The organism is Fructilactobacillus sp. X2R5C2 (assembly GCF_059901375.1).
The window spans coordinates 494,002-508,931 of record NZ_JBWXUX010000001.1; the positions used below are offsets into that span (position 1 = coordinate 494,002).

Consider the following 14,930-nt stretch of genomic DNA (forward strand, 5'->3'; position numbering starts at 1 on the left):
GTAGGAGTGTGTATGGTTTATTTTATCCCTAATTGGCGTCCTTATACGTTGCAGCTGGGCTATAACATTATTATTAGTCAACTTGCGATTTTTCAGGATAATAATGAAGATTGTACGTTAGTTACCAATAGTTTTTTGCCCATGCTGACTTACCAATTAAATGAGTTTGGATTGCTTAATACTCCGTATTGGCAAGCCTTAGATGAAATTCAGGATGTGCACATTAAGATTGGCAAACCGTTAGCGATAGAGGATCTTCCCCTTTCTAGTGATTTAGAACGAGTTTATTCACCACGAGGAGTCCAATTTTTAAAGGACGATCAATTGTACGCCAAGGCAAATTATTTTGCAGGAAAAGTGTTAAGTACGATTGAGTATTATCAAGATGATCAGTTAACCGCCATTGATTATTTCGATTCGCGCGGCTTTTTATCAAGAAGGGGCACGTACGATAATGGTGTTCCCTATCAAACCCAATTGTATAATCCACTTTCAGAAGTGGTTTTAACCATTAATCATACTCAAAATGATCAGGTTCAGATCGCCGAACCCTTTCAAAAACGCTTTGCGCACGCGCACTATTCTAAGTTGACGGATTTGATCAGTGAGGTTTCGCAAAATCATTTTAATCAGGTCAAGGCGGACCCTGATATTAAAATCATTAACAATCCGACGGAAGATAGCTTAGCGCTTACCCATGAGCTGCAAAGAAAGTGCCAGGTCTGTAGCTTCTTAACCGATGCAAACTTAATTAAACGGCCATTTCTAACCCAGTTAGCTGCCAAGAACAGTGCGATTCTAGTGCCGAACCAATTATTCGCCGCTAAAATCAAACGGATTTGGCATGAGAAAGCGCATCCCCTGAACGTCAAAATTGTTTCTCCATACGCGGCCCATCTGAATTTGGGGATCAGCAACAGTATGGAACAGCAGGTTATTTTTTGGAAAGTTAACCAAATGCCCGAAAGAACCATTCGACGACTAACCCAGAAGCTACTGCAAGTGGTTATCAAGGGTAAAGACAAGGCCCTCGCTTTTGGAGCAAATCACGAAGACATTCACGAAATCTTAAAACAAGAAGTCATCACGGGAATAGAAAACCATTTCGACGTTTCGTTAAGTTCAACTGATTTTAAGTGGGTGCATAAGTACCTCAGATTAAAAAAGGGACATCAGTTAACGCCTAAGCTACGAAAACGGGCGAAGGAAAAAGAGCAGCAAACCAATTGGGACCAACTCGTCGATGCGAGTGAAACGCTTGATCGGATCAAAATTTATTCTAATAATGAGCCATCCTTTTATCAGCAAAGTATTCATGAGGCTCGCGTTTTGGTTGATTTGGATCGGCTCCCGAGTCCTTATTTGCAGGTTAGTGCGATTAGCGCGGGAATTCCGCAAATTAACGTGGTTAAAACGAACTACGTGGATTATGACAAGAATGGCATCATCATTAAAAATGATTTGCATCTCATCAAAGCGGTTAATTATTTCTTAGATCATTTGGATCATTGGAACCAGTCACTGGTTGCCGATATCAATAAAATTGAAATGTTTTCCAGTGAAAAGATTGTCACTGAAATCAATTCAATCTTTAAGGAAATGAGGCGAAATTAATGGCAAAGACTAAGAAGCTCATTCAATTAGGTGGGCAACGGTTGAATTTAAATCAAACATTAAATGATAAATTCAAGTTTCAGTATTTTTCACTGGCCGATCCCAAGGACGTTTTTGCGATGCAACAAGAGCTATTGGATGAAAAACACCAGGAGCACCTTGACCCTAAATATAGCAATACGCTGTTTATCTTAGGTAATCAGTCCATGGTTTACATCATGCCGAAACTGATTAAGGATCTTCCCGCCAATAATATTATTTACCAGCAGGGGGAAAATTTTTCAGATGAAATTGGTGAAGCCCTCAGCTACAAAAACGCGCAAAGCGCAAACTTAGCGGATGTTGATGAAGTAACTCAGCTAATTGAGCAGGTTTATTTTGGGGGTCAGTTTGGAGATCGGTTGGACAAAGACAGAATCGACGTAAATTCTGAATTATTGCCCAACATGACACAAACCGGTTCCGGTCAGATTAGTTTCCATAATTTAACTTTGCCCAATCAGGTTCAGGCCGTTAATTTTCAAATGACCCTAGCGCAAGGGAAAGATCACACTTTAATGGAGTTTTGGCCAGAGTACAAACTCCAAGGTACGGGAAAAGTGCAATTTAAACTGTATTTTTTGGATGCCGAAACGGATCAGATCGTCAAACAGCTCACTGTTTCTGAGTCTGATTTAGACCAACCGGTTGCTTACGAAACGACCCAAAAGCCTACTAATTTATATGTTTCGGTCTTCCTGCAAGGCACGATCGAATCGTTTACATTACGAAGACTTCACATCAGAAACCGAAGACGGAATCTTGGAACTTACATGGTTGGATCTAAAACCCTAACCGATCAAAAAAATTATAGGGGCCAGATTGCGACTTACTTTAATCCGGGTGATTTGAAACCACCTCTGAATGTCTACTTCAGTGGTTATAGAACGGCTGAGGGATTTGAAGGGGGTCGGATGATGAGCAACATTAGCTCCGCACCGTATTTATTAATTGCTGATGAACGAATGGAAGGTGGCTCCTTTTACGTTGGGAGTAAGGAGTTTGAACGACAATTAATCGCGACCATCAAGGATTGCTTGAAAAAGTTGAACTTTTCTAATAAAGAGTTAGTTTTATCCGGCATTTCGATGGGAACGACCGCCGCCCTCTACTATGCGACGGATTTAAGTCCGGCGGCTGTGATTGTCGGAAAGCCGCTAGTCAATTTGGGCACCATCGCTAAGAATTCGCGTTTGCATCGTCCCGCTGATTTTTTGACTTCATTAGACTTGTTACTAATGCATGAGGGTAGTACCGATCAGAAAGCCCAAGATCGTTTTAACCAATACTTTTGGAATCATTTTAAGAACGGTCATTTTGCTAAAACGATTTTTGCCATCGCTTATATGAAACAAGACGATTATGACAAGGGCGCTTACAACGAGTTATTTAACTATTTTAAGCAGCAAAAACAAGCCGTCAAAGTAATCAGTAAAGGATTAATTGGTCGCCATAATGATGATACGGATGGCATCGTTAATTGGTTTGTGCGGCAATATCATAATTTGATGCAAGAAAAGTTTGATAGGAGTTAAGAAATTGGAAGCAATGACGGTTTTAACGTGGGGAAGATATCTTAAGCCCATGGAAAGGTATGGGGCTCAGGTCACGTATTCACCAACTGCGGTCACGTATTCATCCCCTTTATTGTCTCCCGGCACGAGCGTTTACACCTGGCACTCACGACTAAATTTTCAAAACGCCAGAATGCAAGGAGAATTACCAATTTTACTTGGTAAGCATAAGTATCACCTCGCTAGTGATTTCATGGATGAACCAGCTGACTCAGTTTATTTCAAAGTAACGATCTATGATCAATACCATGATTTTATGAAAGACATTATTATCAATGGTCATGACGGTGATTTTGAGTATCCGGAACACGCCTCAGAGTATGAAATATCCTTGGTGGTGAAATCCAATCAGTCCATCACGTTTCGCTATCTTATCTTAGGTGAAGCTGATAATTTTAAGAATCTGAGTTTTAAGGTGAGTCCTGATTTAAAGCTGACGGAGTTCAGCTATCCTAAGGCGAAGGGGCTGGATGTGTACATCGGACGCCGTGATTCGGGGAACTGGACGGTTCCCGTTCAAAGCAATCATGTTCAAATCTTTTATCGACTGTCTAACAGTGAAATTAATGATCCAGCGAAGGTCGATGCAGTAATTGATAAGTTATTGAAAGCCATTAAGCAAGGTAAGCAGTTGGGAAAGCTGCCAATTAGGGTAAGGTCATACGGATATCCGCTTTCTAAAATTAACAAAGCAAAGGAATGAAATTGATGAAAGAACAAGTAAAAAATAACCAACCAATGAATTTTTTTATTAATCGTGCCATGGGAATTGGTAATTCCGGAGTGGAACATGCGCAATTTTATCGCGCTCGTCGTTTTGATGAAGTCGGATTGCCATATCGTTATATTTTTGTGCAATTAATTAATAATCTACACGAGGCCATGGACACGTGGAACCTAAAAAATGATCAGGTTATTAATATGTACGAATATTTTGTGTTAGGTGACGACTATTTACATCAGGGAGTTCAAAAGTTCTATCCCATTAAAAATGAAACGGTTGTTGATGGCACCAATACGACCCGACTATTAAAGGTTCAGACCGCTTCTGGGATGAAAATCATCGAAACCATGGTTAAATTTCCTAATAAAGAACACAATTTGTTAATTATGAGCCTTTCGAAGGTTGAAATTTATTCAAGTAAGACCGGTGAGAAGAAGGTCACGTTTGATTTTTATGACAACGGCCATAAAGAAACCCTGATTAAAAATATTCATCTTTATAATCAAAATGGTCATCAATTTTACTTTCCTAATGAGGTTCAACTTCAACGATACTTTTTTGAACAGGTGGATAAAGCTTATGGTCACTCCAACAACTGGTTCTTGGATCGTGGCGAAGAGAGTGAAGCGGCATTGTTATATCCTAAGATGCCCCAAAGTAAAGTTGTTGAAGTTGTGCATGCGGATCACTTGTCCGACAGAAATGACCCTCGTTATCCATTGTGGAATAACTACTACGAATACTCATTAACTCATCTTGATAATATCGACAAAATTATTAGTGCTACCAAAATGCAAACCAATGATCTGATTGAAGATTTTCCTAATAAAAAGGACAAGTTTGCTACGATTCCGGTTGGTGGAGTTGCTGATAAGGGAAGCAGCAAAACGAGACCAAGGGCCCGGAATAAAAAATTACGTTCACTCAAATTAATCACTGCTTCGCGACTAGCTGGCGAGAAGCATATTGATATGTTGGTGATGGCAGTTGCTAAGGTACATAAACAAGGAAAGACGGTTTCTTTGGATATTTATGGTGCTGGCGGCGAGAAGGATTTAATTGAAAAAACGATCAAAAAAGAAAAGGCTGAAAGCTATATCAAATTAAAGGGATTGTCCAAGCACTTAGAGGACGTTTATCCCAAATACGATGCTTTCATTTCAGCGTCATTTTCAGAAGGCTTCGGGTTAACCACGGTAGAAGCGTTGAGCGCTGGATTACCAGTAATTGCTTTTAAAGCACGTTTTGGAGCGCTTGAAATGATCCAAGATGTCGTAAATGGATTCCTGCAAGACTTCAAACGTGGGGATGATAACGTTGATTTCGATGTAAAAAGTTTAGCGAATGGAATTAACCGCTTATTAAAGTCAAATTATTCCCAGGTTCAAAAAGCAACCATCAGTTCTATGGCTTCATTTCAAAATCATGTAATTGCGAATAAGTGGAAGGAGTTTGTTGATGCATTACGAGCTAACCAATAAAATAAACGATCAAAATTTAATCTGGAAGCACCAAAGAGACAGAATCAAAAAAAGTCATGGCAAAGTAATTACTTTATCACCGGCTTCTAATTTTCGGGATGCTTTATTAGCGAATGATATCAGTGGTCTTAATGTTGTTGATTACGTTACTGGTCGCACTTTAGACATGGATCCAAAGTCATTTTTGTTTTTCAACCGGGTTCCTACCGTTGATGGCGCAGAGATATTTATGAACGCTGATTTTACCATTAATATCATCTCCAACGGCAACACGATCGGGCATGTCATTTTGTGGCCGAATACGCGTCGGCACGTTAAAGAGGTTGACTATGTTTTCCCAAACGACGAATTGGATTATATCGAGGAATTTGCTAGCGATGGGAAAAAGTTCAGCAACATTATCTATACGCGGGGGCAACCACAACGAATTGATTTTTATAATGATGCCGGCGTTCCGGTCTTGTGTTTTTATTTTTATAAAAAGCAGCTGAACTGGGTTACCACTGAAGATTTTGATTCGTTAAAAACCAAGCGCCAGTTCAATAATTTAGATGAATTCTATGCTGACACTGTTGGGAAGTATTTAACGCCTAAAGATTCCGTTGGGATTAGCTACATGGGGGTTGAGTTGTGGGCATTATCGCAATCTAAGTCACACAATACGCTTTATTTGGAAGAATCACCATTTAATGCCGATGGAAAAGTCAAACAAAATTTGTTAGACATTCTGACGGATAGAATTTCCTACATTCAAGATGTGCATATGAGTAAGAAATTTTTGCAAGAACTAGAAAACAAGGGGATTCCCACCAAAAAGGTAGTAGTTGATTAGTTTTTAAAGTAGGTAATAAAATGCAAAAAATTAAGTTGAAAGAATTGCAGCAGGATATTAAGTCACGTTTTGATGAAGAGAAGAAGTACGTTGTTGATGCATCAGACACCAAGAGCAGCGGGAAAGTAATTATGATTATCGTTTCAGTCATTATGGTATTCGTAGTTATTATCAGTTTGGTCTATAGTTTTATCACTTTAGCGGGGTAATAAAAATGAATTTTCCTTCATTAGGAGTTGCATATTATATCGATTTGCATTGTCGTAATAAAGAAATTCCACAAAATAGTGTTGCCGCGGTCAGTATTGATCGGAAAAAGATAGCCGAATTAATTCAGCAACGGAAAGTTAAAATAAGTTCATTTTTAGATCGAGTGGGCTTAAGTACTTCACGTTACTATCGGTGGGTCAATTATGAAATTGACATTCCGTTTGAGTACATTTTCGGGATTAAAAAATTGTTGGGAATTTCTGATGAAGAATTTTTGGCATTACTGAGTCCTTCGACGGATGAGTTAATCGATACATTAGCATTAGCTTCTTTTTATAATACTTATAGTTATAATCCGGATAAACTTGAAACAATTTTAAATCGGCTTGATAAGTATCGTCTGCAGCTAACGTCACCTTTTTTTAAGGTTTATACGTATACTCAGATTATTAGTCAAATCGCGCGGAAGCAAAAACCGGATGTGTCATCATTCTTTAAGAATAATGATAAATATTTTAAAGATTGTGATGATCTAACGGATTTTGATATCTATTTGAATATTTTAAATTTAAATTTAAAGCGCTCTTTGTTTCCAGAAAAGCAGATCAATAGTGATTTCTTGGTATCACAAAAGATTTTGAGTGGCCTTAAAAGCAATGATTTGGATCGGATATATGTTTATTGGGGATGCGCGATTGATTTTGTAATGAACTTTTACATTAATCACCAGGCAGATCAGGCCATTGACTTCTTAAAGCAAGTCTATCAAGCGATCAATGCGAGCGGAGCCATGGATGACCATCTTCGTAATTGTTACGAACAAATTGGTAAATTGCTAACGAATAAAGTGACTTTCCCAAGCTTTTCACAATCTATTTTGCAGACTCAACCGGTCTTTAATTATGAGAATGATTTTTGGAATGAGATTCACAACTTCATTAAAATGAATATCAACTAATACAAAAAACAGCTGGAATGATGGTAATTCCAGCTGTTTTTTTATATTCAAATTAAATTGGGTTTGCAAGTGAAAAAATCGTCCCATTTTTGGGAATATGGGCTAAATTATTTTATTTGGATATATAGTAAGACCATCTAAGTATAGATTATTCACAAATTTAAGGGGGAAAGTTTTTTATGAGAGGAAAAGGAAATAAAAAGCAAAACATCCGTTTAGCACTTCAAGACGATGCTAGAACGCATTATAAAATGTACAAAGCTGGAAAACAGTGGATGGTTGCTGGAATTTCACTAATTGGTGGATTACTAGGCGCTAACATTGGAATTGCTTCTGTTTCTGCTAATTCCGTTACCACAACTAGTAACAACACTAGTAAAGAAAATAAGGACGCTGATGTCTTACCGAATAAGAACTCGGCAACGATTTCATCAACTTCACAAACCACGTCTTCTACAGCCGGCAGTCAGGTAGACTCACAAGCTAAGATTGACCAGATTTCTACTAGTATGAGTGAAGCATTGTCGAATTCGACATCAGCTTCCATGTTAATCGCTAATTCAACTAACTCAACAAGTGATAATAAGGTTAGTTCTAATTCCGGTTCTACAACGGCTAATAGTCAAAAGAAGGCTGACACTAATACTTCAACCGCTGATTCTGCTACTCAAGCAGATTCTACTAAGGCTAATAATCAAACTAAGTCTGATCAACAATCTAATCAAAATTCTACAACTAATAAAGTTGCATCTACTTCTGACAGTAAGACAGCTAAAGCTGATAGTAATAATCCGCTAGCTAATTCTACTAGCCAAGTAAACTCTACTACAGCTGCTAGTCAAACAATTACTGATAACAATCAGCCAATTGCTCCATTACAACCAGGTGCACGACTTAACAGTGAGACTGCTAACAGTAACTCATTAGGTAACAGTCAAACAGAAAATAGTCAAAGCATCACTTCTGCTTCAAATCTTAACAGCGAAAGCAACAGTGTTAACGGCACCTCAACATCTGCTGATACAAGTACCAGTGAAGCAAATAACCAAAAGGTTTATAACCAGGTTAAGGCAGTGGTACCAGCCGATGCTACCGTTACGGTTGACTCCCAACACCAGGTAATTAACGTTGGCCTAGCAAACGGGTTAACTCCTAACACCAGTACTTTAGCTGCCTTAAGCAGTATTGGTGAAAATAACAATATGTCCGTTAACATCAAGGACTTAAGTGGCAATAAGAATAGCGAAGCTAATAGTACTTCGACTGTAGCTGACAACGTTTTGGCAAACAGTGAAAATGTATTATCTAATAATAGTGCATCTACAAGTCAAAATGACTCAACCTCAATGTCACAAAGCGGCAGCACTTCTACTAGTCAAACTGATCAACAATCTACTAGTGCACAGAATTCAACTAGTGAAGTTCAACAAAATACTAATTCTAATAATGTTGTCTTAGCAGCTCAAGATCAAAATACTGTGCATGTTAGCACGGCATACGGTTTATTCAATGCTTTAAAGTATGGTAAGGCTACTAACATTGTCATTGATAGTGATATTAATTTTGCTAACTTAACTAACTATAATAATGGACAAGAAGTTGTTATTGACATTAATAACCCACGTAATTTAACAATTGGTTCAGCTGCAGGACATCATTACACAATTGACATAAAAGGTTACACCTTTAATGATTGGAAAAATGATGTTAACAGTAGTAGCGCTACGATTGAATATGACAATTTAGATATTTATGGTAGATGTTTCTACGGATTTATTAGTCAAGCTAAATCATATGTTGTTAACAACGTAAATTATACTGGTTCACAGTTCATTTATGGAATCGGTGGTTCTGGCTTCAATGCTCCTGGAGTTGGTACTGACGTTACGATCGAAGGTAATGTAACTGCCCATTCAGTTTCTTCCTATACTAATAAATTTACTAATGGTAAATCTATTCCAACAGAAGCCGGTGGTCAGCAGGTAATTCAAGCTACTTCGATTACCTTCGCTGCTAATTCCAATTTCACTGGGACTACCAATAGTGATAATGTGATTGAATTAAGTCAAGGTAGTAGTCGTGGAAGTGGCGACGTCATCATTGAAAATGGTGCGACTGTTACCTTAAACCCTAACAATAGTGGTGGTGCTAATGAAAATGATATTAATGGCACTGACTATGGCATTGTCACTAATGGCGGAAATATTATTATCGGTCAGGGTGCTACCTTAAACATTAACTTAAATAATACATTTTCTAATCCTAAAGTTGGTGCCATTTACTCCATGGGTCACACTCAAATTAGTGATAGCGGAACTTTGAACGTAACCGCTAATGGGAACTTTAGACCTGGTAGTGCTTCTCAACGAGGCATCGTTTTCCTTGACACTGGTTCTAGTGTTGATATTACTGATGGTGGTAACTTTAATATTACGTATCATCAATCCGGTAAAACAAACAGTAACACTCAGAGTCTGTTGTACTTAAATGATGGTGGAGCTGTTAACGTTGCGAATAATGGAAAATTATCCTTAGTATCAACAGGTGATCAACGAGTTACATTATTAAATAACTCTGGAAATCATGCCACCGTTAATATTACTGATCCTGATAATGTGGTATTTGATTTAACTAAGAATACTAATCCTAACAGTTTAATTGCTAGTCCTAACACTAGCTTTATTGTTAATAGTTCCACGATCAAGATTGGAGATCGAACTTTCTCCTCACCTCTTGGTTATTTGAATTTCCAGATCGGTTATGATGGGAAAATTCAAAATGTTGTAGTAGGTGTTCCTGATAATTATGACGAAGCAGAAGAAATTCAGAAACTATTAAATAATCAAAACCAACCAAAGTATCTTCAATTTGGTTCTAGTACCGCATTCAACAGTGAGAGTACTAGTACTTCTCAAAGTGGATCAACTAGTAAAATTACTAGCAAGAGTGACAGTTTAAGCAATTCAACCAGCCACAGTGATAGCTTAAGCAATTCTACTAGCAAGAGTGACAGTTTGAGCAACTCAACTAGTGATAGTAATAGTTTAAGTAATTCAACTAGTAACAGCGATAGTTTAAGTCAATCCACTAGTAACAGTGATAGCTTAAGCAATTCAACTAGCCAAAGCGACAGCTTGAGCAACTCAACTAGTGATAGTAACTCAGTAAGTACAAGTGATAGTTTAAGTAACTCTACCAGCAAGAGTGATAGCACTTCTGTAAGTGGTAGCGAATCAACTAGTACATCGATGAGTGACAGTAACTCTGTAAGTACAAGTGATAGCTTAAGCAACTCCACTAGCAAGAGTGACAGTTTAAGTCAATCGACTAGTAAGAGCGATAGTCAATCAACTAGTGAAAGCGACTCAGCAAGTACCTCAATGAGTGATAGCCAATCGACAAGTAAGAGTGACTCGGCAAGTACCTCAATGAGTGACAGTTTATCTACCAGCGCAAGCGAATCAGCAAGCACTTCAATGAGTGATAGCCAATCAACCAGTGCCAGCGATTCCGCAAGCACCTCAATGAGCGATAGCAACAGTACTTCAACAAGCAAGAGTGATTCTGCTTCTGTAAGTGGCAGTGAATCTACCAGCACCTCGATGAGTGATAGCAAGTCAACTAGTGTCAGTGACTCTGCAAGTACTTCGATGAGTGATAGCAACAGTACTTCAACTAGTAAGAGTGACTCCGCTTCTTTAAGTGGTAGTGAATCAACAAGCACTTCAATGAGTGATAGTTTATCTACTAGCGCAAGCGATTCTGCAAGCACTTCAATGAGTGACAGTGCTTCAACAAGTTCCAGTGATTCAGCAAGCAACTCAATGAGCGACAGCTTATCAACTAGTGCAAGTGATTCAGCAAGCACCTCGATGAGTGATAGCAAGTCAACAAGTTCAAGCGACTCCGCAAGTACCTCAATGAGCGACAGTAACAGTACTTCTACCAGCAAGAGTGATTCTGCTTCTGCAAGTGGTAGTGAATCAACTAGTACCTCAATGAGCGATAGCAAGTCAACCAGTGCGAGTGATTCTGCAAGCACTTCGATGAGCGATAGTCAATCTACTAGCAAGAGCGAATCAGCAAGCACTTCAATGAGTGATAGCAAGTCTACCAGCGCAAGTGACTCTGCAAGCACATCGATGAGTGACAGCTTATCAACCAGTGCAAGTGATTCAGCAAGCACCTCAATGAGTGACAGTAACTCAGTAAGTAACAGTGATAGCTTAAGCAAGTCTACTAGCCAAAGTGACAGTAACAGTGCTTCCACTAGTAAGAGTGACTCTGCTTCTGTAAGTGGTAGTGAGTCAACTAGTACCTCAATAAGCGATAGTCAATCAACTAGCGCAAGTGACTCGGCAAGTACTTCAATGAGCGATAGTCAATCTACTAGTGCAAGCGACTCTGCAAGTACTTCAATGAGCGATAGTCAATCTACTAGTGCTAGCGATTCAGCAAGCACTTCGATGAGTGATAGCCGATCAACCAGTGCTAGCGATAGCTTAAGCACTTCGACTAGTAAGAGTGATTCTGCTTCTGTAAGTGGCAGTGACTCCGCAAGTACTTCGATGAGCGACAGCAAATCAACAAGTGCCAGTGACTCCGCAAGCACTTCCATGAGCGACAGTTTATCTACTAGTGCCAGTGATTCTGCAAGTACCTCAATGAGCAACAGCAAGTCAACCAGTGCCAGCGATTCAGCAAGCACTTCTATGAGCGACAGTAACAGCACTTCAACTAGTAAGAGTGATTCTGCTTCTGTAAGTGGCAGTGATTCCGCAAGTACTTCTATGAGCGATAGTCAATCTACTAGCAAGAGCGAATCAGCAAGCACTTCAATGAGTGATAGCAAGTCTACCAGCGCAAGTGACTCTGCAAGTACTTCGATGAGTGATAGCAACAGTACTTCAACTAGCAAGAGCGATTCCGCAAGCACATCGATGAGTGACAGCTTATCAACCAGTGCAAGTGATTCAGCAAGCACCTCAATGAGTGATAGCAAGTCAACTAGTGCCAGCGATTCAGCAAGTACTTCTATGAGCGACAGTAACAGCACTTCAACAAGCAAGAGTGATAGCGCTTCTGTAAGTGGTAGTGAATCAACTAGCACTTCAATGAGCGACAGTCAATCAACAAGTGCCAGTGATTCAGCAAGCACTTCGATGAGTGATAGCAAGTCCACTAGCGCAAGTGATTCGGCAAGTACTTCCATGAGTAACAGCAACTCTACAAGTACTAGCGATAGCTTAAGCAAGTCCACTAGCCAAAGTGATAGTAATAGTGCTTCAACAAGCAAGAGTGACTCCGCTTCTGTAAGTGGCAGTGATTCGGCAAGCAACTCAATGAGTGACAGTAACTCTGTAAGTACAAGTGATAGCTTAAGCAAGTCCACTAGCCAAAGTGACAGTAACAGTGCTTCCACTAGTAAGAGTGACTCCGCAAGTACCTCAAAGAGTGACAGTGCTTCAACAAGTTCAAGCGACTCCGCAAGCACTTCGATGAGTGATAGTCAATCTACATCTACCAGTGCAAGCGATAGCTTAAGCACTTCGACTAGCAAGAGTGATTCTGCTTCTGTAAGTGGCAGTGACTCCGCAAGCACCTCGATGAGCGACAGTCAATCAACAAGTAAGAGCGACTCGGCAAGCACCTCAATGAGTGATAGTTTATCAACTAGTGCAAGCGATAGCTTAAGCACTTCAACTAGTGAAAGTGACAATAATACTTCAACAAGCAACAGTGGCAGTGCTTCACTAAGTACGAGTGACAGTCAAAGTATCTCCACAAGCAATAGTGGCAGTGCATCATTGAGTACCAGCGATAGTAACAGTATTTCCACTAGCAACAGTGGCAGTGCTTCACTAAGCACTAGTGATAGTCAAAGTACTTCAACAAGCAACAGTGGTAGTGCTTCCTTGAGTACTAGTGACAGTCAAAGTATCTCCACAAGCAATAGTGGCAGTGCCTCATTGAGTACCAGCGATAGTCAAAGTATCTCTACTAGCAATAGTGGTAGTGCCTCATTGAGTACCAGTGATAGCCAAAGTATTTCCACTAGCGATAGTGGCAGTGCTTCACTAAGTACCAGTGACAGTCAAAGTATTTCCACAAGCAACAGTGGTAGTGCTTCATTGAGTACTAGCGACAGTTTGAGTAACTCAGTAAGTGGTAGTGAATCTACTAGCACAAGTGCTAGCGGATCAATGAGTGGCAGTCAATCGACAAGTGATAGTTTATCTACCAGTGGTTCAACCAGTACTTCAATGAGTAACAATCATTCCGCAAGTACGAGTGCCAGCGCATCAATGAGTACCAGTGATAGTAACAGTATTTCCACTAGCAACAGTACTAGTGCTTCACTAAGTACCAGCGATAGTCAAAGTATCTCCACTAGCAATAGTGGCAGTGCTTCACTAAGCACTAGTGATAGCAACAGTACCTCAACTAGTAATAGTGGTAGTGAATCAACGAGTGCTAGCGGTTCAACCAGTACTTCCATGAGTAACAATCATTCTGAAAGTACCAGTGCTAGTGGCTCAATGAGCGGTAGCCAATCCGTAAGTGATAGTTTATCTACCAGTGCCAGTGGCTCAACTAGTACCTCAATGAGTAATAATCATTCTGAAAGTACTAGTGCCAGCGCATCAATGAGTACCAGTGATAGTCAAAGTATTTCCACAAGTAACAGTGGCAGTGCTTCACTAAGTACGAGTGATAGTCAGAGTATCTCCACAAGCAATAGTGGCAGTGCTTCACTAAGTACCAGCGATAGTCAGAGTATCTCTACTAGCAACAGTACTAGTGCTTCCTTGAGTACAAGTGATAGCAACAGTATCTCCACTAGCAATAGTGGCAGTGCATCATTGAGTACTAGCGATAGTAACAGTACTTCAACAAGTGATAGCTTATCTACCAGTGCTAGTGGATCAGTAAGCGGCAGCACTTCCGTAAGCACTTCAATGAGTGAGAGCTTATCAGCTAGTGCAAGTGGTTCAACCAGTACCTCAATGAGTAACAATCATTCTGAAAGTACCAGTGCAAGTGAATCAGTAAGTGACAGTGCTTCTGTAAGTGGTAGTCAATCCACGAGTGCCAGTGGTTCAACCAGTACTTCGATGAGTAACAATCATTCCGCAAGTACCAGCGCTAGCTTATCCGTAAGTGACAGTGCTTCTGTAAGTGGTAGTCAATCCATGAGTGCCAGTGGTTCAACCAGTACTTCTATGAGTAATAATCACTCAGAGAGTACCAGCGCCAGTGCATCAATGAGTGGTAGCCAATCAACAAGTGATAGTTTATCTACCAGTGCCAGCGGTTCAACCAGTACCTCAATGAGTAACAATCATTCTGAGAGTACTAGTGCCAGCGGCTCAATGAGTGGTAGCCAATCCGTAAGTGATAGCCTATCCACAAGTGCCAGCGGTTCAACCAGTACTTCGATGAGTAACAATCATTCCGCAAGTACCAGCGCTAGCTTATCCGTAAGTGACAGTGCTTC

The 14,930-nt window shown here is 39.9% G+C and carries 8 protein-coding genes; all 8 read left to right on the top strand.

Going from position 1 to position 14,930, the window contains the following annotated elements; genetic code table 11:
• The first annotated feature begins 12 nt into the window (after positions 1 to 12).
• Positions 13 to 1,614, top strand: a complete 1,602-nt coding sequence (asp1, locus tag AC6UD2_RS02455) for an accessory Sec system protein Asp1 (protein ID WP_500697919.1) — start codon at positions 13 to 15, stop codon at positions 1,612 to 1,614.
• The gene (gene asp2, locus AC6UD2_RS02460; protein ID WP_500697920.1) at positions 1,614 to 3,188 is read left to right on the top strand and encodes an accessory Sec system protein Asp2; all 1,575 of its coding nucleotides are present in this window, start codon (positions 1,614 to 1,616) and stop codon (positions 3,186 to 3,188) included. Before asp1 ends, asp2 begins: the two co-directional genes overlap by 1 nt.
• 13 nt (positions 3,189 to 3,201) lie before the next feature.
• Complete coding sequence (asp3, locus tag AC6UD2_RS02465; protein ID WP_500697935.1) at positions 3,202 to 3,930, top strand: accessory Sec system protein Asp3; 729 nt, start codon at positions 3,202 to 3,204, stop codon at positions 3,928 to 3,930.
• Between the two features lie 35 nt (positions 3,931 to 3,965).
• Positions 3,966 to 5,432, top strand: a complete 1,467-nt coding sequence (locus tag AC6UD2_RS02470; protein WP_500697921.1) for a glycosyltransferase — start codon at positions 3,966 to 3,968, stop codon at positions 5,430 to 5,432.
• Positions 5,410 to 6,264 carry a hypothetical protein gene (locus AC6UD2_RS02475; RefSeq protein WP_500697922.1) on the top strand — a complete coding sequence of 285 codons (855 nt, stop codon included), beginning with the start codon at positions 5,410 to 5,412 and terminating at the stop codon, positions 6,262 to 6,264. The genes AC6UD2_RS02470 and AC6UD2_RS02475 overlap by 23 nt, the downstream gene beginning before the upstream one ends.
• A gap of 20 nt (positions 6,265 to 6,284) precedes the next feature.
• Positions 6,285 to 6,473, top strand: a complete 189-nt coding sequence (locus AC6UD2_RS02480; protein WP_010022144.1) for a hypothetical protein — start codon at positions 6,285 to 6,287, stop codon at positions 6,471 to 6,473.
• Between the two features lie 5 nt (positions 6,474 to 6,478).
• The gene (locus tag AC6UD2_RS02485) at positions 6,479 to 7,432 is read left to right on the top strand and encodes a helix-turn-helix domain-containing protein (RefSeq protein ID WP_500697923.1); all 954 of its coding nucleotides are present in this window, start codon (positions 6,479 to 6,481) and stop codon (positions 7,430 to 7,432) included.
• A 179-nt stretch (positions 7,433 to 7,611) separates the two neighbouring features.
• On the top strand, positions 7,612 to 14,930 hold a 7,319-nt coding region (locus AC6UD2_RS02490; protein WP_500697924.1), incomplete at its 3' end, for a KxYKxGKxW signal peptide domain-containing protein.

Excerpts from the sequence above, each read along its gene's own strand:
- asp3 (WP_500697935.1), top strand. The coding sequence starts at position 3,202 with ATGACGGTTTTAACGTGGGGAAGATATCTTAAGCCCATGGAAAGGTAT.
- AC6UD2_RS02475 (WP_500697922.1), top strand. The coding sequence starts at position 5,410 with ATGCATTACGAGCTAACCAATAAAATAAACGATCAAAATTTAATCTGG.
- asp1 (WP_500697919.1), top strand. The coding sequence starts at position 13 with ATGGTTTATTTTATCCCTAATTGGCGTCCTTATACGTTGCAGCTGGGC.
- asp2 (WP_500697920.1), top strand. The coding sequence starts at position 1,614 with ATGGCAAAGACTAAGAAGCTCATTCAATTAGGTGGGCAACGGTTGAAT.
- AC6UD2_RS02480 (WP_010022144.1), top strand. The coding sequence starts at position 6,285 with ATGCAAAAAATTAAGTTGAAAGAATTGCAGCAGGATATTAAGTCACGT.
- AC6UD2_RS02470 (WP_500697921.1), top strand. The coding sequence starts at position 3,966 with ATGAATTTTTTTATTAATCGTGCCATGGGAATTGGTAATTCCGGAGTG.
- AC6UD2_RS02485 (WP_500697923.1), top strand. The coding sequence starts at position 6,479 with ATGAATTTTCCTTCATTAGGAGTTGCATATTATATCGATTTGCATTGT.